Source organism: Chthoniobacter flavus Ellin428 (assembly GCF_000173075.1).
In the GTDB taxonomy this organism is placed as follows: domain Bacteria; phylum Verrucomicrobiota; class Verrucomicrobiia; order Chthoniobacterales; family Chthoniobacteraceae; genus Chthoniobacter; species Chthoniobacter flavus.
In genome coordinates, this window is the sequence record NZ_ABVL01000016.1 from 43,093 (window position 1) to 67,407 (window position 24,315).

Annotated in this window: 21 protein-coding genes; 12 read left to right on the forward strand and 9 right to left on the reverse strand. The window is 61.2% G+C overall.

Going from position 1 to position 24,315, the window contains the following annotated elements; genetic code table 11:
• Nucleotides 1-92 precede the first annotated feature (92 nt).
• The 3 genes from CFE428DRAFT_RS22105 to CFE428DRAFT_RS22115 form a co-directional block, all read right to left on the reverse strand.
• The gene (locus CFE428DRAFT_RS22105) at nt 93-1,169 is read right to left on the reverse strand and encodes an HlyD family secretion protein (RefSeq protein ID WP_006981880.1); all 1,077 of its coding nucleotides are present in this window, start codon (nt 1,167-1,169) and stop codon (nt 93-95) included.
• A 244-nt stretch (nt 1,170-1,413) separates the two neighbouring features.
• Nucleotides 1,414-2,877: a DHA2 family efflux MFS transporter permease subunit gene (locus CFE428DRAFT_RS22110; protein WP_006981881.1), complete on the reverse strand. Its 1,464-nt coding sequence runs from the start codon at nt 2,875-2,877 to the stop codon at nt 1,414-1,416.
• On the reverse strand, nt 2,874-3,509 hold the full coding sequence (locus CFE428DRAFT_RS22115; protein ID WP_006981882.1) for a TetR/AcrR family transcriptional regulator: 636 nt from the start codon (nt 3,507-3,509) through the stop codon (nt 2,874-2,876). Before CFE428DRAFT_RS22115 ends, CFE428DRAFT_RS22110 begins: the two co-directional genes overlap by 4 nt.
• A gap of 355 nt (nt 3,510-3,864) precedes the next feature.
• Here CFE428DRAFT_RS22115 and CFE428DRAFT_RS34225 point away from each other — a divergent pair, with 355 nt between their 5' ends.
• The 5 genes from CFE428DRAFT_RS34225 (at nt 3,865) to CFE428DRAFT_RS34230 (ending at nt 12,187) form a co-directional block, all read left to right on the forward strand.
• The gene (locus tag CFE428DRAFT_RS34225; protein WP_006981883.1) at nt 3,865-5,730 is read left to right on the forward strand and encodes a serine/threonine-protein kinase; all 1,866 of its coding nucleotides are present in this window, start codon (nt 3,865-3,867) and stop codon (nt 5,728-5,730) included.
• 196 nt (nt 5,731-5,926) lie between these two features.
• Entirely contained in the window at nt 5,927-6,151 is a 225-nt protein-coding gene (locus CFE428DRAFT_RS22125; protein WP_006981884.1) for a DNA-binding protein, read from the forward strand.
• A 36-nt stretch (nt 6,152-6,187) separates the two neighbouring features.
• A complete protein-coding gene (gene ppdK / locus CFE428DRAFT_RS22130; protein ID WP_006981885.1) occupies nt 6,188-9,019 on the forward strand; it encodes a pyruvate, phosphate dikinase in 2,832 nt (943 codons plus the stop codon).
• A 444-nt stretch (nt 9,020-9,463) separates the two neighbouring features.
• Nucleotides 9,464-9,949 carry a DUF4188 domain-containing protein gene (locus tag CFE428DRAFT_RS22135; protein ID WP_006981886.1) on the forward strand — a complete coding sequence of 162 codons (486 nt, stop codon included), beginning with the start codon at nt 9,464-9,466 and terminating at the stop codon, nt 9,947-9,949.
• A gap of 918 nt (nt 9,950-10,867) precedes the next feature.
• Nucleotides 10,868-12,187, forward strand: a complete 1,320-nt coding sequence (locus CFE428DRAFT_RS34230; protein ID WP_006981887.1) for a ClpP family protease — start codon at nt 10,868-10,870, stop codon at nt 12,185-12,187.
• A gap of 97 nt (nt 12,188-12,284) precedes the next feature.
• On the opposite strand, the gene CFE428DRAFT_RS22150 is transcribed toward CFE428DRAFT_RS34230, so the two are convergent.
• The 5 genes from CFE428DRAFT_RS22150 to ruvA all read right to left on the reverse strand — a co-directional run bounded on the left by CFE428DRAFT_RS22150 (nt 12,285) and on the right by ruvA (nt 15,711).
• Nucleotides 12,285-12,521, reverse strand: coding sequence for a hypothetical protein (locus CFE428DRAFT_RS22150; RefSeq protein WP_006981888.1), 237 nt, complete (start codon nt 12,519-12,521; stop codon nt 12,285-12,287).
• Between the two features lie 278 nt (nt 12,522-12,799).
• Nucleotides 12,800-14,137, reverse strand: a complete 1,338-nt coding sequence (locus tag CFE428DRAFT_RS22155) for a hypothetical protein (protein ID WP_006981889.1) — start codon at nt 14,135-14,137, stop codon at nt 12,800-12,802.
• Between the two features lie 399 nt (nt 14,138-14,536).
• Nucleotides 14,537-14,815: a hypothetical protein gene (locus CFE428DRAFT_RS22160; RefSeq protein WP_006981890.1), complete on the reverse strand. Its 279-nt coding sequence runs from the start codon at nt 14,813-14,815 to the stop codon at nt 14,537-14,539.
• Between the two features lie 6 nt (nt 14,816-14,821).
• Nucleotides 14,822-15,097, reverse strand: coding sequence for a hypothetical protein (locus tag CFE428DRAFT_RS22165; protein WP_006981891.1), 276 nt, complete (start codon nt 15,095-15,097; stop codon nt 14,822-14,824).
• A gap of 8 nt (nt 15,098-15,105) precedes the next feature.
• Complete coding sequence (ruvA, locus tag CFE428DRAFT_RS22170; RefSeq protein ID WP_006981892.1) at nt 15,106-15,711, reverse strand: Holliday junction branch migration protein RuvA; 606 nt, start codon at nt 15,709-15,711, stop codon at nt 15,106-15,108.
• A 306-nt stretch (nt 15,712-16,017) separates the two neighbouring features.
• On the opposite strand from ruvA, the gene CFE428DRAFT_RS22175 reads away from it, so the two are divergent.
• The 5 genes from CFE428DRAFT_RS22175 (at nt 16,018) to CFE428DRAFT_RS22195 (ending at nt 19,679) form a co-directional block, all read left to right on the forward strand.
• Entirely contained in the window at nt 16,018-16,533 is a 516-nt protein-coding gene (locus CFE428DRAFT_RS22175) for a hypothetical protein (RefSeq protein WP_131989783.1), read from the forward strand.
• Nucleotides 16,534-16,596: 63 nt separating this feature from the next.
• Nucleotides 16,597-18,471: a hypothetical protein gene (locus CFE428DRAFT_RS22180; protein WP_006981894.1), complete on the forward strand. Its 1,875-nt coding sequence runs from the start codon at nt 16,597-16,599 to the stop codon at nt 18,469-18,471.
• A 115-nt stretch (nt 18,472-18,586) separates the two neighbouring features.
• Nucleotides 18,587-18,859, forward strand: coding sequence for a hypothetical protein (locus CFE428DRAFT_RS22185; RefSeq protein ID WP_049975724.1), 273 nt, complete (start codon nt 18,587-18,589; stop codon nt 18,857-18,859).
• 37 nt (nt 18,860-18,896) lie between these two features.
• Nucleotides 18,897-19,346 (forward strand): NADH-quinone oxidoreductase subunit A, encoded by a 450-nt coding sequence (locus CFE428DRAFT_RS41545; RefSeq protein ID WP_006981896.1) that lies wholly within the window; start codon nt 18,897-18,899, stop codon nt 19,344-19,346.
• Nucleotides 19,347-19,361: 15 nt separating this feature from the next.
• The gene (locus tag CFE428DRAFT_RS22195; RefSeq protein ID WP_006981897.1) at nt 19,362-19,679 is read left to right on the forward strand and encodes a Dabb family protein; all 318 of its coding nucleotides are present in this window, start codon (nt 19,362-19,364) and stop codon (nt 19,677-19,679) included.
• Nucleotides 19,680-20,022: 343 nt separating this feature from the next.
• Here CFE428DRAFT_RS22195 and glgA read toward each other — a convergent pair whose 3' ends face one another.
• The gene (gene glgA / locus CFE428DRAFT_RS22200; protein ID WP_006981898.1) at nt 20,023-21,462 is read right to left on the reverse strand and encodes a glycogen synthase GlgA; all 1,440 of its coding nucleotides are present in this window, start codon (nt 21,460-21,462) and stop codon (nt 20,023-20,025) included.
• 268 nt (nt 21,463-21,730) lie between these two features.
• On the opposite strand from glgA, the gene CFE428DRAFT_RS22205 reads away from it, so the two are divergent.
• Nucleotides 21,731-22,201 carry a PTS sugar transporter subunit IIA gene (locus tag CFE428DRAFT_RS22205; RefSeq protein WP_006981899.1) on the forward strand — a complete coding sequence of 157 codons (471 nt, stop codon included), beginning with the start codon at nt 21,731-21,733 and terminating at the stop codon, nt 22,199-22,201.
• A 130-nt stretch (nt 22,202-22,331) separates the two neighbouring features.
• Nucleotides 22,332-24,086 (forward strand): arginine--tRNA ligase, encoded by a 1,755-nt coding sequence (gene argS, locus CFE428DRAFT_RS22210; RefSeq protein ID WP_006981900.1) that lies wholly within the window; start codon nt 22,332-22,334, stop codon nt 24,084-24,086.
• Nucleotides 24,087-24,315: the final 229 nt, after the last annotated feature.

The following is a 24,315-nucleotide window of genomic DNA, read 5'->3' on the forward strand; positions in this document are numbered from 1 at the left end:
ACCCCGCTCATGGCGGAAGGTTATGGGAATGTTTGTCTCCCCACGGGTCCCCTCCAGGCCGTGCTTACGAATTCGAACCGGCGAGCGCGATTTTACTTCAGCCGGACGGAAACTACCGTGCTCAACCCCGGACGCAGGCGGTCTTCAAATCCGCGGATGCTTTCCGGGTCGAGGTGGATCTTCACCGGCAGGCGTTGCACGACCTTGGTGAAATTGCCCGTCGCGTTGTCGGCGGGCAGCATGGCGAATTGCGCGCCGCTCGCCGGCGAAAAACTCTCGACGGTGCCGGTGAAAACGTGGCCGGGCAACGCGTCGACGGTGATCTCGGCGGTCTGGCCGACTTTCATCTTCGCCAGCTGCGTTTCCTTGAAGTTTGCCTCGATCCACACATCCGGTTCGACCACCGAAATCAGCGTCTGGCCAGGCTGCACATAGGCGCCTTTTTCCGCGGTGCGCTTACTGGTGTGGCCGGTGGATGGAGCCACGATCGTGGCGTAGGAGAGCTGCAGCTTCGCGTTGTCGAGCTGGGTCCTGGAATTCTGGCGCTGTGCCTCGGCGACGAGCATGCCGGAGCGCATGGCTTCTGCCGAAGCCCTGGCCGAAACGAGACTCGCCTTGGCGGATTCATACGCCGCCCTGGAGCTGTCGAATTCCTGTTTCGATACCACCTTGGTCTTGGTCAGTTCCTGCACGCGGGTGAAGTCCGCTTCGGCCTTGGTGTATTGCGCCTGGGCCTGGTCGATTTTCGCCTTCGCGTCGGCAATCTCGGCGGTAGCGTAATCCATCAGGGCATTCGACTGCGCGAGCTGCGCCTCGGCCTGGTCGACCTTGGCCTGGTTGTCGCGCGGATCGAGCTTGAAGAGCACGTCGCCGGCTTTCACGTCTTTGTTTTCCTCTGCGAGCACTTCGGAGATGGTGCCACCGATGTGGGGGGTGACCTGGTGGACGTAACCGGTGATGTAGGCATCATCGGTCTCGGCGTGGGTAAGCATGTGCGAGGCATAGCGCACGGCCCACACTGCGCCGGCGATGAGCAGCAGGATGACGATGATCATGCGCAGCGGGTTGCGCCGGGGCGTCCTGGTCGTGGGAAGGTCCACCAGCGCATCGGGGTCGAGCGCGGAAGCGGTGTCACTATCAATGGTGGCGGTTTTGGCGGCTGAACTCATGGCTGTGAAGACTGAAAACTAATTCCTGAAAACTAATTACTGATAACTGATTACTGATAACTGATTACTGATAACTGATTACTGATTACTAATGGCCGTAACTCCCCTCAGTGCGCCTCAGCGGCGGCGGCTTTGTTTTCGCCGCGACCGAGGAAGAGGATGAGAGGCAGGGTGATGAGGAAAGCGATGCCCACGTAGGCGAAGAGATCGTCGAACGATTTTCAACGCGGCCTGGCCGTGAGAATCATGTCGATGGCGCTGAAGGCGCGATACTTGGCATCGTGGGCGCTGGCGCCGAGCCGCTGGAAAAAGCCGGTGAGCGCATCGATGCGGTGCATGGCTTCGTTGCTGAGCGGCGAGACGCGCTCGACGAGAGACGCGCGGTGGACGGCCTCGCGACGTGAAAAGCATGGTGGTGAGAATGGCGATGCCGAGGCTGCCGCCCGAGTTGGCGGGTGAGATTGTAGAAGCCGGAAGCCGCGGGCACTTCGTGTTTCGGCACCGAACCCAGCGTGGCGATACTCAGCGGCAGGAACATCATGGCGCTGCCGAGTCCGCGGAAAACGAGTGGCCAGAAAAGATCGCCCGCGCCGGTATCGGGATTGATCGTGGCGAGCGAAAACATCACCCCGGCGGTGACGACGCTGCCGGCGGCGATGAGCAGGCGAGGGCCAAAGCGACCGATCAACTTGCCGGTCAGGATCATGGCCACGCCGGAGGCGATGGCGCTGGGAATCATGAGCTCGCCGGTTTGTTGGGCGGTAAAACGCAGATTGTTCTGCGCAAAGATCGGGATGGCAAAGAGCGCGCCGTAAAGGCCGGCGCCGAGGATGATGGAGTAGGCGCTGCCCGCGGCGACGGATTGATAGCGGAGCACGCGCAAGTCGACCGCCGGGTGCTCGATATGTAATTCCCAGAAGGTGAAGGCGATGAGCGAGAGCACGCTGGTCGCCGCCATGATGCAGATGAAACGCGACGCGAACCAATCGTCCTGCTGGCCTTCCTCGAGGATGACCTGCAGTGAGGCGAGGCCGGCGGTCATGAGCGCGATACCGATCCAGTCCACGGACTTGTGCTGGTGCGGAGTCTGATCGTCGAGCGGCAGAAAGGTCACCGCGAGGATCACGGCAATGATGCCGAAGGGGATATTGATGAAGAAAATCCAGCGCCAGTTCAGCGCGTCGGTGAGATAGCCACCGAGCGTGGGGCCGATAGCCGGGCCCATGATGACGGCGAGACCGAAGGCGGCTTGCGCGGCGCCTTGCTCCGCCTTGGAGAAGGTTTGGAAGAGAATGGACTGCGCCTTGCCAAGCATACTGCCGCCGCCGAGACCCTGGAGCACGCGGGCAAAGATGAGCATGGGCAGGCTGGTCGCCAGACCGCAGAGGATCGACGCGAGGACGAAGGCGATGAGGGAGAAGATGAAGTAGTTCTTCCGGCCGAAACGATCGTCGAGCCATGCGGTGAGCGGGATGATGACGACGTTCGCCATGCTGTAGCCGGTGATGACCCAGCCGATTTCCGAGAGCGTGGCGCCGAGGTTGCCCTGCATGTGCGGCAGCGCGACGTTTACGATGCTCACGTCGATGACTTCGAGGATCGCGCCCAGCGCCACGGTGATGGCGATGGCCCATTTGATCCAACCCTGCTGGGCGGCGCGCTCGGCGAGCGGTGAACTGTAACGAAGATGGGCGAGGGCGGAGCTCATGCGGACTGGGCCTTGGAAAGCGGCTTGTCCGGGGAGGGGGTGGCGGCGATGCCGCGGAGAAAGAGGTCGACGACGGTGTGAAGATATTCGTCGGCGGAGTAGTCGATGTAGCTCTTGAAGCTGGTGCGGCGCAGCATCCCGGCGAGCAACATGCCGGTGAAGGCATCGAGAGCGGGGCCGAGGTCGACGTCTTCGCGGACAGAGCCGGCATTTTGTGCGGCGCGCAGATAGTCGATCAGGCGTTCGCGCAGGGAACGTCCGGCTTCGCACATGACCTGCCGTGCCTGCTCGGGATGGCGCTTGGCTTCCCCGAGAATGGTGCGAATCAAGGCCTCGTTGGCCGTGAGCATTTCATGGTAACGCAGCGCATAGCGGAAGATGTCGCGCTCGAGATCGTGGGCGTCGACTTCGGTGATGTTCAGCGATTCGGTAAGGTTGGCCAGGACATGCTCGAAGAGGGCGGCGATGAGCTTCTCCTTGTTGCCGAAGTGGCGGAAGAGGGTGACCTCATTGACCCCGGCGACGTCGGCGATTTCCCGAGTGGTAGCACCGTGAATTCCCTGTTCGGAGCAGACACGGAAGGCGGCATCGAGAAGACGCTGACGGGTAGGGCTGGTGAGTTCGGCTTGCATGCAAGTGCTTACTTGCATTGTCGCCGACGCCGAGAGGTCTGCAACGGGTTTTTGGAGAATTTTTTGAGAGGCGTGTTAACTGGCGATAAACTTCAGTTTACCTCAAAAGCGGGAGTAGGAATGGCCGCAAAGAGGCACAAAAGGCGCAAAAACAGGCCTTGCAGACACGGCAGTTTCACTCGCGGGGGGCGATGAGCGCCCCCCCACTTGCCCGAGGAACATATTTCTTTTGTGCCTCTTGTGCCTTTTTGTGGCTATTCCCAGGCCCGCGTTTTTACTCAATGGTTCCACGGCGTAACCTTGACCGTGGCCTTCGGGCTTGCTGTGCTGGTCCGGAATCCCTCCACCATCTGCAATGAGCAACGCCCGATCAACCGAACCCATTACCATTGTGGCTCCGCCGAGCCGCTGGGCTCGGGCGATCCAGGGGGACAACGTGGCCTACAGCGAACTGGGTGGCAGCTATTGGTATCCCGCGTATGCCTGGTGGCGGCGCTCTGGACTCGAATCGGCTCAGGCCGCAGCCGCGACGATTGCCGCGTTTACGCGTAGCGCTGGTGCTCCGGCGCTGGATGCTTCGCATCCGAAGGCCGCCCGCATGCGGGAATGGTTGCTCGCGCATCTTGCGGGGATGGCCGAGCGGGGCGTGGAATTCGAGGGGCAACCGGCGATCGAAGTGGACGCGGCGTGGGCCGAGGAACGCTATGCGAAGGAGCCCGAAGGGTCAGCGGAAGCGATCTTCCAGCGGCGCTGGGCCCTGACGATGATCGAATTCACGCTGGAGACGCTGCGGACGGAATATGCGGCGTCGGCGAGCCAGGCGTTGTTTGACGAACTCGCGCCCTTTGTCGGCTTTGATCGCGGCGAGGAGGAGCGTTACAGCGATCTCGCCATGCGCTTGAAAGTCACCACCGGGGCGGCTCGCAAGGCGGTCTTCGATTTTCGCTACCGTCACCGCGAGATCCTGCTTGGCCTGGTGGCGGACACCGTGCTCGATCCGGCTTCCATCGATACGGAAATCACCGCGATGCTTTGTGCCTGCGACGAGACCGGCGCCGCTGGCGTGGCCGCGGGTCCGCTCCCGACGCAGATTGGCGAGCTCAAGCCGGATGAAATGCTCGTGCGCGCCATGCGCAGCGTGCGCATGACCGGCAGCGGAGGGGGCCTGTGGGTTCCTCCGACGGACGAAGAAGTCGCGCGCCTCTTCCCGCAATACGAGATGCTGGGCATGATCGGACGTGGCGGGATGGGCGCGGTTTACAAGGCGCGACAGATCTCGCTGGATCGCTTTGTGGCGATCAAGCTCCTGCCGCTGGAGGTGAGTGTGGATCGCGAGTTCTCGGATCGTTTCGTGCGCGAGGCGCAGACGATGGCGCGGCTCAATCATCCGCACATCATCGCAGTCTACGATTTCGGCAAGACCATGGAGGGGCACCTGTATTTCGCCATGGAATTCGTCGATGGAGTCAACCTCCACCAGATGATCCACGGGCCGGGCATCTCGCCGACGCAGGCGCTGGAGATCATCGCCGGAGTATGCGACGCGCTGGAGTATGCGCACAGCAAGGGCGTGGTGCACCGCGATATCAAGCCGGCCAATGTGATGGTGAATACCGAGGGCTGCGTGAAGGTCGCCGATTTCGGGCTGGCGCGCCGGCTCGATGCGGCGTCGAATGCGCACGGACATACCACGGTCGGCACCGTGCTGGGCACGCCGGACTACATGGCGCCGGAGCAGATGCGGGGCATCGGGGTGGACCATCGCGCGGATGTCTACAGTCTCGGCGTGGTGTTGTACGAGATGCTTTGCAAGGAAGTGCCGCGCGGCTTTTTCGAGCCGCCGAGCAAACGGATCGGCGTCGATCCGAGCATCGATGAAGTGGTCAAGAAAGCGATGCAGCAACTACCGGAACGCCGTTTTCAACGGACCTCGGAGATGAAGAGCGAGGTCGACCGGATCCGGAAGACCTCGCTCATGCTCTCGGCACACGGCACGAGCGAGATCAGCCATTATTCCTTTATGCCGAAGGTGACACCCCCGCCGGTGAGCGGGGCGAATGGGCCAGGCAGCGCCGTGGAAAAACCACAGGAGACGGCGCCGCCGCCGCAATCTCCCGTGCCGCGAGGAAAAAAATCCCGAGGCGGGTTGCGGGTCGTGTTGCTCGTGATCCTGCTGGTCCTCGTCATCGTTGGGTTGGTGCTTTGGAAGTTCATGAAGTGAGCGGGGAATAGGGTCTATGAGGCGCATGGGACCCATGGGTTGGCGGCCTCGCTGAGACGGTGTTTTTGGGTCTCGCTGCCGCCCGGTGGCTTCCTTTTTCCACCGTGCCAAAAAATCGCTTTCGCCCACGCGTCGGGTGTGGCATAAAACGCGGCTCTTTTCCCCAGACCAAATTTTACCCAGTCCAAGGGCCCCTATGGATAACATCATTGCCAGTCGAGAGCTCCAGGTGGAGCGCAAGCATTACTATATTGAGTTCCGCGAAAATGAGCGCGGGCGGTTCTTGCGCATCACCGAGGAAGCCCACGGCCGGCGCAATACGGTGATCGTGCCGAGCACGGGCCTGAACGAATTTAACGCAGCCGTCGACGCGGTGATCGTCGCGGCCAACGCATCGAACAACGCCACGCCCGCCAACTAAAATTGCGGCGCGAGCACACTTCACCACCACCTCTACATGCCTACCAAAACCAAATCCGCAAAACTCCCGCCCTCGCGGGCCAAAGTCAGCAGCAACGGCTCGGCCGCCAAATCGGCCGGTAAAGGAGCCGGCAAAGCCGCCAAGTACGTCTACACCTGGGGCGCCGGAAAGGCGGATGGCGACGGCAGCATGAAGCCGCTCCTCGGCGGCAAGGGCGCGAACCTCGCGGAAATGACCCGCATCGGCCTGCCCGTGCCTCCCGGCTTCACCATCACGACCGACGTCTGCACCTACTTCTACGCGCACAAGCGGTCCTATCCGACCGAGCTCCAGAGCCAGATGGAAGCGGGCATCCGCAACATGGAAAAGATCATGGGCTGCAAGTTCGGCGACGCCAAGGGCATGCCCCTCCTCGTGGCCGTCCGCTCGGGCGCCCGCGACTCCATGCCGGGCATGATGGACACGATTCTCAACCTCGGCCTCAACGACCAGACCGTTATCGCCCTGGTCAACGCCACCAAGAATGAGCGTTTCGCGTGGGACTGCTATCGCCGCTTCATCCAGATGTATGGCGATGTCGTCATGGGTGTGCAGAAGCGCGCCGGTGAAGAGCACGAACCCTTCGAAGTCGTTATCGAAGAGGTCAAACACGAGCACCACGAGGAAAACGTCGATGACGCCCACCTCACCGTGGAGGACTACAAGGAGCTCGTCTCGCGTTTCAAGAAGCTCGTCAAGGAGCGCACCGGCAAGAGCTTCCCGAACGATCCGTGGGACCAGCTCCGCGGCGCCGCGGGTGCGGTGTTCGGTTCGTGGATGAATGATCGCGCGATCGTCTATCGCCGCAAGTACAACATTCCCAGCGAGTGGGGCACGGCTGTGAACGTCCAGGCGATGGTCTACGGCAACACCGGCGAGAACTCTGGTTCCGGCGTGGCCTTCACCCGCAACCCGGCGAACGGCGCCAACGAATTCTACGGCGAATTCCTCATCAACGCGCAGGGTGAAGACGTCGTCGCCGGCGTTCGCACGCCCGAGCCCGTGGCCAATCTCAAGAAGGAGATGCCGAAGAGCTACGCCGAGTTGCTGAAGGTTCGCGCGACCCTCGAGAAGCACTTCAAGGATGTGCAGGACGTCGAGTTCACCATTCAGGACGGCAAGCTGTTCATGCTCCAGACGCGGAACGGCAAGCGCACCGCCGCCGCCGCTCTGAAGTTCTCCATGGACATGCACAAGGAGAAGCTCATCGACTGGGAAACTGCCATCCTGCGCAACCCGGCCGATCAGCTCGAGCAGCTCCTCGCCCCGATCTTCGACCTCGCCGAGATGAAGAAGGCCAAGGAACTCGCCAAGGGCCTGCCCGCCGGCCCCGGCGCCGCTTCCGGCAAGATTTATCTCAATGCCGACCGTGCCGCCGCCGCCGCCGACAAGGGCGAGCGCGTGTTGCTCGTCCGCAATGAAACTTCGCCCGAAGACCTCCGCGGCATGATCGCCGCCGAAGGCATCCTCACGGCCAAGGGTGGCGTCTCCTCGCACGCCGCACTCGTCGCCCGCCAAATGGGCAAGGTCTGCATCTGCGGTGCTTCCGCGGTGCTCATCGACTACGACAAGAAGACCGTGACCATCTCCGGCGAAGTCTTCAACGAAGGCGATTACCTCTCCATCGACGGCACCAGCGGCACCGTTTACGGCGGCCAGCTCAAGACCTCGCCCAGCGAGATCATCACTGGCATGGTCAACGGCGACAAAGCCGCGCAGAAGACGGAAAAGTTCAAGAGTTTCCAGCAGCTCATGAAGTGGTGCTCGCAGGCCACCCGCCTCGCGGTGCGCACGAATGCCGATAATCCGGAGCAGACCGAAGAAGCCGTCGCCTTTGGCGCCACCGGCATCGGCCTGACCCGCACCGAGCACATGTTCTTCGAGGGCGACCGCATCGACGCCGTCCGCGAAATGATCCTCGCCGAGACCGAAGAAGGCCGCCGCGCCGCGCTGAAGAAAATCCTGCCTTACCAGAAGGAAGACTTCATCGGCATCTTCAAGGCCCTCAAGGGCTTCCCGGCCACCATCCGCCTGCTCGACCCGCCGCTCCACGAGTTCGTCCCGCACGAGCCCGCCGCGCAGGCCGACCTCGCCAAGAAGCTCGGCATCAGCGCCGAGAAGGTCGCCGCTCGCGTGCACGCGTTGCATGAGTTCAACCCGATGCTCGGTCACCGTGGCTGCCGCCTCGGCATCGCCTATCCCGAAATCACCGAGACCCAGGCGCGCGCCATCTTCGAGGCCGCCGCGGAGGTCCAGAAGAAGGGCATCAAAGTGAAGCCCGAAGTCATGATCCCGCTCGTCGGCTTCAAGAAGGAGCTCGATCTGCAAGTCGCCATCGTCCATCAGGTCGCGGCGGAAGTGCAGAAGGAGAAGAAGGTGAAGCTGAACTACCAGGTCGGCACGATGATCGAAGTGCCGCGTGGCGCTTTGACCGCTGACGAGATCGCGCAGACCGCGGAGTTCTTCAGCTTCGGCACGAACGACCTCACCCAGACCGGCCTCGGCATCAGCCGTGACGACATGGGCAACTTCCTCAACGCCTACACCGAGAACGAAATCTTCAAGAAGAACCCCTTCGCCAGTCTCGACCAGACGGGCGTCGGCCAGCTCGTGAAGATCGCCGTGGAGAAGGGCCGCAGCACGCGTCCCGACATCAAGCTCGGCATCTGCGGTGAGCACGGTGGCGATCCGGACAGCGTGAAGTTCTTCCACAAGGTGGGCCTGAACTACGTGAGCTGCTCCCCGCGCCGCGTGCCGGTCGCGCGCCTCGCTGCCGCCCAGGCCGCGATCGAGGAAAAGCGCGCCGCCGCTGCTTCGAAGAAGAAGTAAGGCGCTACTCGTAGCGGCGGTCTGTGTCCGCCGCGCAACGCAACAAATCAACAAAGCCGCCTCGGGAAACCGGGGCGGCTTTTTGCCGCAACGAAATGGAAACCGGATCGTCAGGATTCGCATGGCTTTCGTGAGGCCCCTCCTTTGATCGCGTAGCGATCCGTGCCGGTAGCCAGGGCTTTCAAGCCCTGGATTTGTTTGAAGGAAGTCCGTCGCGTAGCGACGTTTGCTTGGAACAGCGCCGATCCTGGCAAACGTCGCTACGCGACGATTTCCGTAGAGGGAGGAGTTCCAGGGCTTGAAAGCCCTGGCTACCGGCAGGCATCGCTACGCGATTGATTGAACCAAGGCTGGCGTCGCGACGTTGCCGCTTCCCTCGTGGTGCGTCGAGTTGTGACAAGTTTGTGCATTGCCCCGCGGCGCCACCGCGTTTTTAGTTCGCGTATGATCATCACCGATCGCATGAGCGCGCAGATGGATGGGCCGTTTTGTGTTTTCCTCATTGGGATGCGGATCAATCGGCCGTGGAAAGTGCATCGATGGCTGCCGGTATTTTTCGAGATGCCGCGAATGCTGGCCGAGCTCAAGCGCCAGCCCGAACTGGGGATGCTCGGCGGGCACTTATGGTTTGGGCGCACGATCATCCTGCTGCAGTACTGGCGCTCGTTCGAAGCGCTCACCGCGTACGCGCGGCGGCCGGATTTGCAACACCTGCCGGCGTGGGGACGATTTCGTCAGCGAGTCGGCACCAGTGGCGATGTGGGGATCTGGCACGAGACCTATCCTGTCTCGGAGGGGCAATACGAAAGCATCTACGCCAACATGCCACCCTTTGGCCTCGGCAAAGTGGGCAAGCTCATCCTTTCACGGGGCGCCACGAGACGGCGGCCCAAACGCATGGGTATGCCGGCTGTCGATGGCCCGGCTTAATCGCCGACGGACATTGGCGCTGGCGGGGGGGCGGATGGTGGTTTGGGAGGAATTGGTTCTGGAGCGGGCTGTAAAGGAGGAGCGGGTGGAGTGGGAGGGTCGGGGGCCTTTGGTGGCTGCGGTGGAGCGGGTGGGATGGGGGGTGGCGGCTTTGGAGGATCGGGCGGCTGTGGTTTAGGCGGTTCGGGTGGCTTGGGTGGCGGCGGAGGCGGAGGTGGCGGCGGCGGATTGGCGTCGGCTTGCGGGAGCCACTTGCCGGGCGTCCCGGAGTGGCCGGTGGAAGCCTGACAGATCGGCGTGGTGATGACGGCGAGCCCAAACGCCACGGTGGTGAGATGGCGCATCTTCATACCAAGGATTCGCCGCGCCTATCGGCCATGGTCCTGTTTCCCAAACATCCACAAGGTAGCGTCCGCCATGGCGACGACGCCCTCGACGCTCGCCACCAGAGAAGTCTGAGCTCTCGACGCATTCTCCGGTTGAAAGGGTCGCTGAAAGGATGTCGGATACCGCGTAACGAGGAACACCGTTTACTCTTGCTGTTCGGTTTAGTTAGGTGGTGACGCTCGGTGCGGATAGCAATCGCCTGCTTATCTGCACCGAGCGTTAACTTTTAAGCTAACAACCGATGCGATGGGGTGGCGCAAATTGCCCATCCTGTTCGGGTATTAGCAGCGCAGGAGAAAAATGCTGGCCTCGTGGGTATCGAGGAACCGGGAACCGAATTTTTTTTGCGGACGGACCTCCCGCTTGTCGCCTGGAGCTAACTACGTAGAGCGGCCCGCACCACAGAGAAACGCACAGCAGTTTGTAATAAATACGATGTTATGATTCGCGCCACGTTGCAGGGTATTGTGCGATCTGCGTAAACACGGACTTTCAGTTGCATGGCAGCAAACCTGCTTTCTATTCGGTCCCATGATTCGCAAACCGCACATGGGATTCTCGGTGGTCACATTGCTCGCCACCTTGATCATCTCCGGCCACGCTGAGCCGCCCCCACCCAGCACCACCGACAAGACGGACGATACTGCTGAATTGACGCGGCAACGCGATCACCTGCAGCTGGAAAACTCGTTGCGCGATGAGAAACTGCATGAGGAGCTCGCCTCTTCCCAGGAAGAATTGGCGCGGCTGAAAATGCAGAACGATCTGCAGAAAGCGAAGGCCGACCAGGTGCTCGCGAAGAGGAAGATCGAGATCGACGCCGCCAAGGTCGAAATGGAAGTGCTGAGCAGCAATGCCGCGCTGGAGAACGCGCGCAAGCAGGCCGAAACGCAGGCCCAACTCATCGCCCTGCGCGCCCAGCGCGACCGCGCGGAAATCGAGGCCGAACTCGCCACCGCGGAACTCACCAAACGCCAGAGCGCCTTCAAGGCTACCGAGCTCGAATGGAACGCCAAGACTTCGGAATTGCGCGCCAAGCTCGCGCAACGCGAGAAGGAAGAGGAAGCCGATTCCTACGCCGACGAAAAGCCCGTCTATCTCAAGAACCCGGTCACGGACGATGGCGAGTTGGTGCTGACCGATCGGCGCATTCCACTCAATGGGCTCATCTCACCCGCGACCGCGGATTTCGTTTGCTCGCGCATCGATTATTTCAACAACAAGAACAAAGATTGGCCGATCTTCATCGTCATCGACGACTCGCCGGGCGGCTCCGTGATGGCCGGGAATAAGATTCTCGAGTCGATGCACAGCAGCACCGCGCCGGTGTATGTGGTGGTGAAGACCTTTGCCGCGAGCATGGCGGCGACCATCGCTACGCTAGCCCCGCGTTCCTATGCGTATCCGAATGCGGTCATCCTCCATCACCAGATCTCGAACGGCATGATGGGCAATCTCACCGAGCAGCGCGAAGGCCTGAAGAACCTCGAGCAATGGTGGAAGCGGATGGCCACGCCGATTGCGGCCAAGATGGGCATCTCCACCGACGATTTTGTGAAGCAGATGTATACGCACGCCGCCTCGGGCGACTGGCAGGAGTTTGGCGACGAAGCGGTGAAGCTGAAGTGGATCGACATGGTCGTGGGCCGTTGCCGCGAGACCGCGTGGCGCAAGAACCCGGACAGCGCAACTGCCAGCACCGGCCAGCAGGTAGCCACCGCGGATCACAGCGCGACGAGTTCGGAAAAGGTCGACGCCAAGGGCCACCCTTACATGGTGCTCCCGCATCTGAACCCGATCGATTGCTATTACCTCTTCAATCCGGACGGTTATTACCGGACGGATAACTAGGAAAGTTACTCGTTCCTCGACTCTCGCCGGGCCGCTCTTCCGCAGCGGTCCGGCGTTTTGTCGTTTTGGAGAGGGGAGGCTTCGCACCGCCTCCCCGCTACTCCGCGTGCCGCTTCCCGCGCCAGCGCACGTTGGAGGCGCACAGGGCCAGCGCACCCGCCGCGAGCAGCCATGGACCGGGTTGGGGGAGCATCGTGGAATCGGCGTTGAGGTCGGTCTTCCGCGCTGGCTTTAAGGCCTTCCCGCTTTCGGCGTGGAGTTGGCCCGAAACGATCAGGAGCGCGAAAGTACAGGTGAAGAAAGCGGCCGTGGGGAGCGGCAAATGGAATTTCATGTCAGTAATCCCTTTAAGCGGGTTACTCCCAAGTCTGGGGGGACGGGAGGCGCGGAACGGAATAATCGAAAGCGTGGTCTTTCGCCTCCTACCCGGCAATCACATTTTGAGTGTAACTATGGCAATTGGGGGAATTCCGGGATGCGGAATGCGGAATGGGGGAATGCGGAGTGCGGAATGCGGAGTGTGGAGTGCTGAATTCGGAATATCGAGCGCTCCGCATCTGGACGCCGCCGCTTTCATTCCGCATTCCGCCATTCCAGCATTCCGCATTCCCCCTACGGCATCACCGCTGTCGGCACCATGATCGCGTCTTTCATCCCGTGGAGCAGTTTTTTGTCGGGAGGACAGACGGTGGCGAGGGCGCCGCGCAATGCGGCTTTGCCATCGATGACGAAATAGTACGGACACAACCGCACGCGGCCCCGCATCGTCTCGATCTGCCCTGAGGCGTTGAGGAAACGCTGGTCCACGAGGCGGCCCTTGTGGAAACGCTGGAGGATGTAGGGATGCGCGGAAAATTCGGTGAGCGCTTCGGTGAGCGCCGTCTCCCACTCATGCTGCGAGGCGTCCGAACCGAGGACCACGCTGCGGCTGCCCCAGGCGGTTTCGTGAAAGCCGCTGATCTTGAGGATGAGCTCGCGTTGTTTCTGCGAGAAATGTTTCAGCTCTTCGAAGGACTGGATCTCCAGGCCGGGAATGACCGCGTGTTGCGGCAGCGCCTGCGGATCGAGGATCCACGTGTAGGGAATGACCTTTTGCAGCTCGAGGAAGTGCTGCTCGCTCAGTTCGCGCCGCCAGAATTCGCGTAGCGGCCGCAGCCAGAAAAGGGCGAACCACATTTTCTCTTCGAGGTACGGCTTGAAGGGCGGGGTGATCTGCGCCCGGCCATCGGCCACCGCTTGCATGATCGCCGGTGCGGTGGGGATATTGGGCAGATCAAAGTGTTCGAAGAAACGATACAGGGAATGCGGAGTTGGGAATTCGGAATTCGGAATGTAGGACTCCGCTTCGCAAACCCGGAAAGTGTCTCCGTCATTCCGCACTCCGCCTTCCGCACTCCGCATTTCCCGCGCCAGATATTCCATCTCCGGCCGGTAAGTTGCGGCCTCCTTCGAGACCAGAATGTCCGCGCGATCGCCGACGAGCGTGCGGAAACCTGCCACCATGCCGTTCGCGCCACCGAGCAGATCGTGCGTGCCGAAGCTCGCGTAAGTCGTATTCAGCCACGCTGTGAGGCCGATCCCGCCGGGGACGGTGTCGAGCTCGGCGATGGTGAAACCTTCCTCGGTGAGAACGAGATCGGGCCGGATGACGCGCGGCAGGTCGGCGCGGAATTGCTTGCGGCGCGAAAACTCCACGAGCTCCGGCGGCTTGCCGCGATCGAGGTAATCGGCGATCCACGGTGGTTGCTTGCCGGAGACGCTCCGCTGGTAGAGTTCGTTGCAGGCGCGGTTGAAGAGATTCAGCCGATGCCCGAGCTTGTTGAGTTGCTCGGCGAGTTTGGCATCGATCACGAACGGCTCGGGCGAGATCAGCCAGTCCTTGTCGGCAAAAAGTCCTTCCGGCGGAAACGCCGCGCGAATCGCGGCGATACGATCAAGCGTGGCGTCCATTAGAGAGGTCAGATAAAACGGGAGTCACAGTAAAAAGCGTGGTAGCGGAGTTCCGGGGAGCGCACCCGTCCCGGGTGCTGGCGAAGGCGTCTCGCCTTCGCGAACTTAGAAAAATTGTTCAACTGCTCTCTTGGGTACGTTGCGGGGAAAAAGTTCGTTTCGGCGGGACACCGAAACCAGCACTCGGGACGGGTGCGCTCCCCGGAACTTCGTCACGCGCCAACTTTCTGTTGGCCACGGTGTTCCTCAAACCGTTGTGAAAGAAATGTGAAGACAGCTGCAGACTCATTGCGAATGATTGGCGAGAATACGGACGTGGCGCAGTGGGTAGCTGTAGCCGGGTTCGGTGAACCCGGTCAAATGAGCGCTGAATTCGCCGGGAATGCCAATGAAATGTACTCACGGTGTGGCGGTTACAAGAACCGCGTCGTGGATCATGCCAGAGTCAAGATAGACGACATTTACACCCCGCAAATCGAGATAGCTTTGATGAAGACTCCACAGGATCGGCAGCGCTCGCGAATGGAGGAGCGGATCGTAAAATCCTTTGATGGCCTTCGGCGGATGTTGGGCTCGAGAGACATAGCGGAGTGCGGGCCCGCTACTCACGAAATACAGGAGCGGTGCGGTCACGAGCACAGCGATCGTTTGGACGAGGATCTTGCGGTCTTTGGCCACACCCAATCACTCCACTGGGCCGGCCTCTTTGGCAAACTGCGACATATCATAGACCTGCAGCCGGTAATATCCGCCCCACCATGCGAGGTATTTTCTCCAAAGCCCATTCGTGTGCGTGGCGGTCGTAATCTCATCGAGCGGCCTGTAAATGGCCTCGAGAAAGGGCCGGGCCGGTTGGCCGAGATTGACGCGCAGCAGCGGCCCGCTGCCCGCCACATACAAAATCGGCAGCGCGAGAAAAACCGCCGCGATTTGTGCGAAAAGCCTGCTGTCGATTTTCACATCGGCGATTATATCAGAATCTTCAGCGCCTGCCGGACGAGATCTTCGGTGGTCATTGCTGGCCCGCCCTTTTCCTGCACTTGCTTCACGGCTTTGTGGGCGTCGACTTGCTTGTAGCCGAGGGCGATGAGGCCGAGCACGGCGTCGGTGACCTTCGCTTCCTCCGGCGTCGGCGCGTGCGAGGCGCTGGCCGCTTCCCAAGCGGCGGCGATGCCGACCTTGTCCTTGAGTTCCACGATAATGCGTTCGGCGGTTTTTTTGCCGATCCCCTTGGTCTTGGCGAGCAGTCCGGCGTCGCCGGCCACCACCGCCGCCTTGAAATTCGTCACCGTTGTTCCGCTGAGGACATCGAGCGCGGTCTTCGGGCCGATGCCGCTGACGTGGGTGACGAGCAGGCGAAAGAGATCGCGTTCGGCGTTCGTCATGAAGCCGTAGAGCACGTGGGCGTCTTCGCGAATGGCGAGGTGCGTTAAAATCTTGATCGAGGCTCCCACCGCGGGAAGCTTGTCGTAACTCGAAAGAGGAATCTGCACATGATACCCGACTCCATGAACATTGACGACGACGTGCGTGGGCAACGCCTCGGCGAGCGTGCCTTCGAGAAAGGTGATCATTGGGGAGAACATCCAACATCCAACATCCAACATTCAACCTCCAATGACTGGCCGGCCTTCCTCGGTGCGTTTATTTCATTGCTGACGTTTTTGCCGGCATGGGCATTCCGGTTTCGTGAGGCAGCCCGTCCTAAGCGGTGCAGCAGCACCGCACTCCAAAACGCTCCCGCGCGGGCGCTTGCGCCATTGGATGTTGGGCGTTGGATGTTGGATGTTGGATGTTCCAAAATTCTCGCCGCAGTTTTCCTCCTGGCCCTGAGCTGCAACCTATTCGCGGCGGACGCTCCTCCCGCCGATTCCTGGCGCGTGATCCTCGAGCCGAAATCGATGCACCGCGAGGTCACTTGGGAGATCCCCGGGGCAGGGCGCACGGTGATCGCGCCGGTGGAGTTGGAGGGGGACCAATATCGCTTTCCATCCCGCAAGACTTGGGACGAGTCGCACTTCGCCCCCGCGGATATTCAGCGCCGGGGAGCGATTATGGCCGCGGCCGATCTGGCGACGCTCAAGCCGAACTATCATCGCGACCGCAAGCAGGTGATCCAGTATGCCGAGCTCACTTCCGATCGGCCGATTGTCTGCAGTGCGGTGCTTGCGCCGAAGTTCCTCGATCTCTTCCGCGACACCCTCGGCGACAAGGTGATGCTGGTCGTGCCCAATCGGTTTACCGCCTACGTCTTCCCGGTCCTGGCCAGCAATTACCAGGACTACTATCCGATGGTGCTCGACGCCTTTGACTCATCGACCTGGCCGATCAGCGTCGAGGTTTTCGAGCTCAGCGACAAGGGGATGCGCACCGTCGGGGTGTATCAATCGCCGTGAGAGCCCCTTTGAAATAAACTTCGCACCGGCACAATTTCCGCATTCATTGGCGGCCGAAACCTTATGAAGAAAGTCATTCCGGCAGTCATCGTCCTCGCGGCTATCGCGACGGTGACGTTCCTGTATCTCAACAAACAGACAGTGCATCATGTGCCGGCCACCGAACTCGCGCCGGCGGAGACGATTTTCTTTGCGCAATTGCCCGACCTGAAGCGCACCGCCGAGCGCTGGCCGAAGACCGCGGTGGCGCAGATCGGCGCCGAGCCCGAGGTGAAAGCCTTTCTCGCCAAGCCCAAGGCGAATGCCCCGCAACTGAAACTTTGGGACGAGAAGATCGACCAACTCCAGAATGTGAAACCGGGTGAGGCTTTCATCGCCGTCACCTCCATCGAGGGCAATGCGCCGCGTTTCATCGGCGGTTTTTCCTTCCACGGCAACAAGAAGGATGTCGATGCCCTGCTCGCCGAGCCGCGGGCAGAGCTCAAGCAGAACTGGCCCACGGGAAAGTCCGACGTCACCATGCAGGGGAAGACGGAGATCGAGACCTTCAGCTATCAGGACACGACGATCGGCGAGGCTTTCTGCGAAGACTGGTATCTCGTCTCGAACGACATGGAATTGCTGCGCCACACGATCGATATCGCCGGCCGTGGTCTCGGCGAAAAAGCGCTCGGCGCCAACGATCTCTATCGCAAGAGCACCACACACCTGCCGGCGGATGGCGAACTGGTGATGTTCGCCCGCGTCGGCACGATCTCGGACCGCATCATCTCGCTGCTCACCGCTGCCGGCCAGCCGCCGGACGCGAAGCAGGTGGCGGATTGGAAGAAGATCCAGGCCATCGCGATGGGGACGAAATTCGAGGATGCGCTCATGCGCGACACGCTCTTCCTCTACAGCCCGGGCAATGCGCCGGAGGCTCCGCTTGCACAGAGTTCGCTGGCCTTGAGCGATCCGGATACCTTCCTCACCTATTCCACCTTGCTGCCGGCGACGCTCGATCTGGGCGACGCGTCGATGGGCACGTTCCGCACGGCGGTCCCGGGCTTTCTCAATTTCGAAAATGCGCTCACCGCCAAGGGGCTGAAGCTGGGCGATTTCGGCAAGGCGTTCGGTCCGGAATTTGGCACGATCGTCGATTGGTCGGCCGGCGCCGCGCAGCCCTCCACGCTGTTCGCCGCGGATGTGCGCGATGCGGGCGTGGCGAAGAATTTCGTCGAGGCGCTCACGGGGGAGCAGGCCGGTCCGCAACAGTGGACTCGTGAGGAAAAAGATGGCGTCACTTTCTACCAGAGCCCGCCGCCGCAGGGACTGTTCTCGTTTTCGCCGACCGTCGCGGTTACGGATCATTTCCTCGTCATCGGCTTCAGCCAACCGGCGGTGCTCGCCGGTCTCGCGCAGCTCAAGAGCGGCAAGGCGGCGATCGCGGCCACGCCGGCCTTTGTGCAAGCGGCGAAGTCGGTCAGCGCTCCCACTTCCGGTTATGGCTATCTCGACCTTAAAGCGTTTGTAGAACGCTCTTATGGAACGTTGCGACCGTTCATCGCCATGTCGCTGGCCTTCTCGCCGGATTCCGGCAAGTACCTCGACGCGGGCAAACTGCCCGGTACCGAGGCGATCAGCAAACACCTCTCGCCGGCGGTTTATTCGCAGTCCGTTTCGGCGGATGGCACGCTCATCGAATCGGTGGGCCCGTTGACCTTCAATCAGGTCGTTGGCGTGACCCTCGGGGGAGCGCTCGTGGCGGCGTACCCGATGATCGAGAGCACGCTTTCCGGCGGCTTAAAGCTCGATCCTAGTCTGTTGCAACCACAACAACCAAAGCCGGTTCCGCCGACGGATCAGCCGCCGAAGACTGAATCTGAGACCGTGCCGTCGCCCGCCCCGTCTGAGCCCGCGAAACCCGCTTCGGCCCCGGCGCCAACCTCTCAGTTATAAGCAAAAATTGCGGGAAGGCGAAAATTTCGTTCGTGATTCGGGCGGGATGTGCTAAACTACGCTTCCTATGCCTATTCACAAGAAAACCGCTTTCTCCCGTCGGCTTCCTGATCTGGTGACTGAGGAATTGGCCTCCGTTCTTTCTTCCAAGAGCCAGTACGAGTTTAAGGAGCTGTTCGATGTGGTCCATGAAAATCTTCGGGCCCGCAACGCGGCGAGTGGCGGTGAAGAAATGCTGCGCCTGCGCGCTTATGAAAAGCTTCAGAACCTGGTTGCCCGCGGCATGGTGAAAAAGGACGGCAAGAAGTACAAGGGCATTCCGAAGCAGCTCGCGACGCTCCAGACCACTCCTCCTCCGGCTCCGGCTCCGACTCCAGCCGCCGCCTGATTTTCAGAACGTTCACAGCCGGTCTGAATTTTAGGGTATGAAAGAGTATCTGCCGATCTTCTTGCAGGTGATCGTAGCCATTGGCTTTGCCGCGGCGGCGCTGATTTTCAGCGTCATCCTCGGCAAGTCGGCCAAACGGAATAAAGCGAAGGACTCCGCTTACGAGTGTGGCATGCCCGCCGTGGGCGAGGCCCAGCCGCGCTTCAGCGTGAAGTTCTACTTGGTGGCGATGCTTTTTATCCTTTTCGATATCGAGATCGTCTTCATGTATCCGTGGGCGGTCATCTATCGTGAATACATCGCCCATCATGGCGCGGACATCTTTCTGGTACATGCTCAGCTTCGTCGCTGTGCTCACCGTGGGTTATGTCTATGCCATCATGAAGGGCGCGCTGGACTGGAAGCGCTGAACCAGCCGGCGCGGCGCGGCTGCGGGTGCGGAAAAAGTTTTTCGCACTCCGTCATAGCCACGCCCGCGTATTTCTGAGCAAATCCAACCCGCATGGTTCACACCGTCACGCTCTATAAACTCCAGCCCGAGGTCGGTCCGGCCAAGCTGGAGCAGCTCATGTTTTCCACGCGCATGACGTTGCTGAAGATCCCCGAGATCCTCAGCGTGAAGTGCGGCAAGAATATCGATACCAAGTCCGAATGGCCTTTCTTCATCGCGCTCGATTTCGAGTCCCTGGAGAAAAAGGCCATGGTCCACGACGAGGCGATCTATATGAAGTTCGTGGCAGATGTGATCAAGCCCAACACCGTCGCGGCTCTCTCGCTGGATTACGAGATGGAGCCGGGCAAGAGCGTCAAATACTCCTGAGGCTTCGCCGCGACGAAGGAGGGCTCTTCGTCGCGCATGGAGAAGGGCGGGGGATATGGATGGCGGCGCGCTGCAGATGGAGAAGTGGGCGCTGAGGGACCTAAGCAATCCCTGCATTTTTTCTCGGATTTAGGACCCCGGGGGAATACGGCTGTAGCTCACTGGGAGGGGCGACTTTCCTGTCGCCCTGCACTGCGGAGCAGTGCCCTGAGAAAGAGTGGCGTTTCGCGCGTTGTTTCGGTCAGCGACTGGAAAGTCGCCGCTCCCAGTGGTGCCATCTCGACGTCTAAACACCGCGCAAAGATGGGGGTAATGCTCAGGACGGAGCAGCGCCCTCCAGCGCTCAGCTCTTGCCGCGCAGCACACGCGTGTAGATTTCCTCGTAGCGCGGCACGGCCGAGGCCCACGAGAAATCGCACGCCATCGCCCGCAACTGAAGTTGCTTCCAGCGCTCCGCGTCCGTGAAGTAACTGCGCATGCGCATGATCGTGTCCCAAAACGCGTCCGCGTTGTAGTCGTAGAAGAGGAAGCCGTGGCCGCTGTTGGCGGTCGGGTCGTAATCCTGGATGCTCTCGTAGAGGCCGCCCGTTGCGTGGGCGATCGGCAGCGTGCCGTAGCGTAGCGCATACATCGCGCTCAACCCGCAGGGCTCAAACTGCGAGGGCATGAGGAAGACATCGCCGCCGGCGTAGATGAGATGCGAAAGCTTTTCGTCCGTGTTCGGCCGGAAGGCGAAGCGGTCTGCGTGACGCCGGCTGGCCAGCATCAGCTCGCTTTCGAAGCCGAGATCTCCTTCGCCGAGAATGACCAGCCGCACGTCGTCGGCCAGCAGGCGGTCAATCACCGGGAAGAGCAGTTCGATGCCCTTTTGTTGGGTCAGGCGCGTGACCATGACCAGCACCGGCCCAGTGGGGTCCGGCGCCAGGCCGAGTTGCTCGAGCAAGGCCTCACGGCACTTCTCTTTCCCGGCCAGGTTCTTCGCCGAATACTTCTTCGGCAGCATTTCATCCGTCGCCGGATCCCAGACCTCGTAGTCCACGCCGTTGAGAATGCCGGTGAGCTTGTGGGCGTGCTCGCGCATCACCGCATCCAGCCCCGCGCCGCCTTCCGGCGTCTGGATTTCCCGCGCATAACGCTCGCTCACGGTGGTGATGGCATCGGCGAAAACGATGCCGCCCTTGAGCAGGTTCAGGTTGCCGTAAAACTCCACGCCGGATGCGCCGAAATAGTGCCCGGGCAGATTCGTCAGCCCGAAATCGAGCCCCCAAAAGCTGCCTTGGTAAGCGAGATTGTGAATCGTCAGCACCGTCTTGAACGGCAGCTTCTTCTCTTTCACCAGCGCCGGGATCAGCCCGACCTGCCAGTCGTGCACATGAAGGATGTCCGGGGGAGGCATCGCCCGCCGGGCCAGCTCCACTACCGCCCGGGAAAAGTAGATGAAACGCTCCGCATTGTCCGGGTAATCGTGCCCTTCCGTCCCGTAGAGCCCTGTCCGATCGAAGAATTCGTCCTGCTTGAGGAGAAAGACCTGTACGCCATTGGGCACCGAGCATTCGAGGACCTCGGCCGGCAACCGCTTGTAGCCCACCGAGACCGAGATCTCCACGCCGGTGCTCTTCACATTCAGATCCTTCCTTTCGGGCAACCCACGGTAGCAGGGCAGCACCACGCTGACCTCGTGGCCATCGGCCGCCAGGGCGGCGGGCAGCGCCTCCAGCACATCGCCCAAACCGCCGGTGCGTGCGAGCGGAGCCATTTCGCTCCCGGTAAAAAGAATCTTCATGCGTGCGAGAAATGGCGGAAGCCCCGACGTGAGGCGAGAAGGAATTCGGATTTTCGATTCCAAGGTGTCCCGCGGTGGTCGATGGTCCATCATGGCCGGTTTTCGATTGGCGATTGCCGATTGGACGTAGTGCCTCGGGGGCGCCCTTGTGGGCCCGACCGCCTTCACCGGATCATCCCTCCCACGGGCAGGCGTCCAAATCTCGCTTGTCAACGAAAGCTTCATTGTTAGAGTCGGCCACCCCTTCCCAAGGGCTACTCTTTCATCAATGACGCTCGGTAATCTACTCACTGTCGATCAGATCCTCCCGGAAATGAAGTCGACCGAACGATGGAGCGCGATCGTTGAACTGGTCGATCTCCTCGTCGCCCAGAAGCAGGTCAAACCTGCCGACCGCGATATCGTTTTGGGAGCCCTGCGGCAACGCGAAGAAACCATGAGCACGGGCATCGGTTTCGGTATCGCCATCCCGCATGCTTCCTCCGATCGCGTGGACAAGGTGGTCGCCGCCTTCGGGCGCTCGATGACCGGCATCGAGTTCGATTCCCTGGACAACGCGCCGGTCAAATTCATCGTCCTCTTCGTGGTGCCCAAGGACCAGTTCCAGACCCACCTCCGCACCCTCGCCGCGATCGCCAAGTTTTTGAACGACCGCAACGTCCGCGAGCGTCTCGGCACCGCCGTCTCCGCCGGCGAAATCCTGAGCATCTTCGAAAACGACGGCGCTGGGAAACCCTGAGCCGTCTTCGCGGTGCGGAGCGGTCGGGACGGCACGCCGCCGCCGTCCTCACTCCAAAGTTTGACTCTCTCCCAAAGGACGCCGCGGCGCGGCATCCCTACCTCATCCGGCCTTCGTGGCCCCATTCACCATGACCATCTCTGCTCTGCTCGAATCGAAACTCCGCTCAGCCACCGCCAGCTTCGGCCCGGTGGAGGCCAGGGTGCAGGCGGCGAATGACGCCCGTTTCGGCGATTACCAGACGAACATCGCCATGGTGCTGGCCAAGCAGCAGAAGGCCAATCCGCGCCAGGTTGCCCAGCAGATCATCGACCAGCTCGACGTCGCCGACATGTGCGCGCCCCTGGAAATCGCCGGCGCCGGTTTCATCAATTTCCGCCTCAAGCCCGAATGGCTGGCGAAACATTTTACCGGCTTCCTCAGCGACGCCCGCCTCGGCGTCCCACAGCCCGAGCACGCCAGGACGCTGGTCATCGACTTCAGCTCTCCGAACGTCGCCAAGCCGATGCACGTCGGCCACATCCGCTCGACCTTCCTCGGCGACGCCCTTTCGCGCATCGCGGAATTCGTCGGCCACAAGGTCATTCGCGACAATCATATTGGCGACTGGGGCACGCAGTTTGGGATGATCCTCCTCGGCTGGAAGACTGAGCTGAACAAAGAGGCCCTCGCTGCCGACGCGTTGCTGGAAATGGAGCGCATCTACAAGCTCATCTCGGCCCGGTGCAAGGCAGACCCTGCGACCCTTCAGGCCGCGCAGCAGGAACTCGTGAAGCTGCAGTCGGGAGATGAAGAGAACCTCCAGCTCTGGCACGAAATGATCCGCCTCTCCCAAGCGCAGTTCGATGCCGTCTACGCCCGGCTCGGTGTGCGCTTCGACGTCACGCTCGGTGAGAGCTTCTACAATCCCCAGCTCAAGGATGTTGTCGTCCAGTTGCGCGACCGAGGCATTGCGCGGGAGAGCGAAGGTGCGTGGTGCGTTTTCAGCGACCAAGTCGGCAAGCCGGAAAACGATCCCTTCCTTATCAAGGACAAGGACGGCTGGCGGGATAACCCGGCGATGGTGCAGAAGAGCGACGGCGCGTCGAACTACACCACTACCGACCTTGCCACCCTAGAATATCGGCTCAAGACCTGGTCTCCCACCGAGATCGTCTACGTTACCGATGGCCGCCAGCAGCTTCACTTCCGGCAGCTCTTCGCCATCTTCGGCCGTTGGCACTCCGAACTCGCTGCCACCGTGCGCCTGGCCCACGTGTGGTTCGGCGCTGTCCTCGGCGACGACGGCAAACCTTTCAAAACCCGCAGTGGTGACACCGTGAAGCTCGTCGATCTCCTCGACGAAGCCGAAGAGCGCGCCTACGCGCTGGTCACGGAAAAGAACCCCGAAGCCTCCGAAGCAGACCGCCGCGAAATCGCCCGGGTGGTTGGTCTCGGTGCTGTGAAATACGCCGACCTACTCCCGAACCGGCAGAGCGATTACGTTTTCTCGTGGGAGAAGATGCTCAGTTTCCAAGGCAACACCGCGCCATATTTGCAGAATGCGTATGTCCGCATCCGGGCCATCTTCCGCAAGGCTGGGGAGGCTTTCGAGGTCGGGAACACTGCTGTCGAGTTGGTCGAGCCCGCTGAGCTCTCGCTCGCGAAGAAGCTGCTGCAATTTGGCGAAGTCCTGCCCTTTGTGTTGGAAGATTACCGTCCCAACCTGCTGGCCAATTACCTCTTCGAACTCGCGACCATCTATCACGGCTTCTACGAGTTCTGCCCCGTACTGAAATCCGAAGGCGCCACCCGCACCAGCCGTCTGGCCCTGTGCGACGCAACCGCCCGGGTCCTCAAGCAAGGCCTCGGCCTCCTCGGCATCGAAGCGCCGGAGCGGATGTAGGCTGATTTCGCCTCGCGCTCGAAACGGAAATCCGCCTCTCAGGGCGGCCCCAAAAAAACGATGTCATCCTGATCGTAGCGGGGAAGCACGGGCGGAGTCGAAGGACCTCTGACTTCTGTGGGTTTTCGTGCGGAGCCATACAGCGGTATAGGTGTCGATGTGTCTCGACTATTCGTTTCGTCCTGCTTTGGCGGAACTGGCGAGGAAGAAGGATATTGGAGATCCTTCG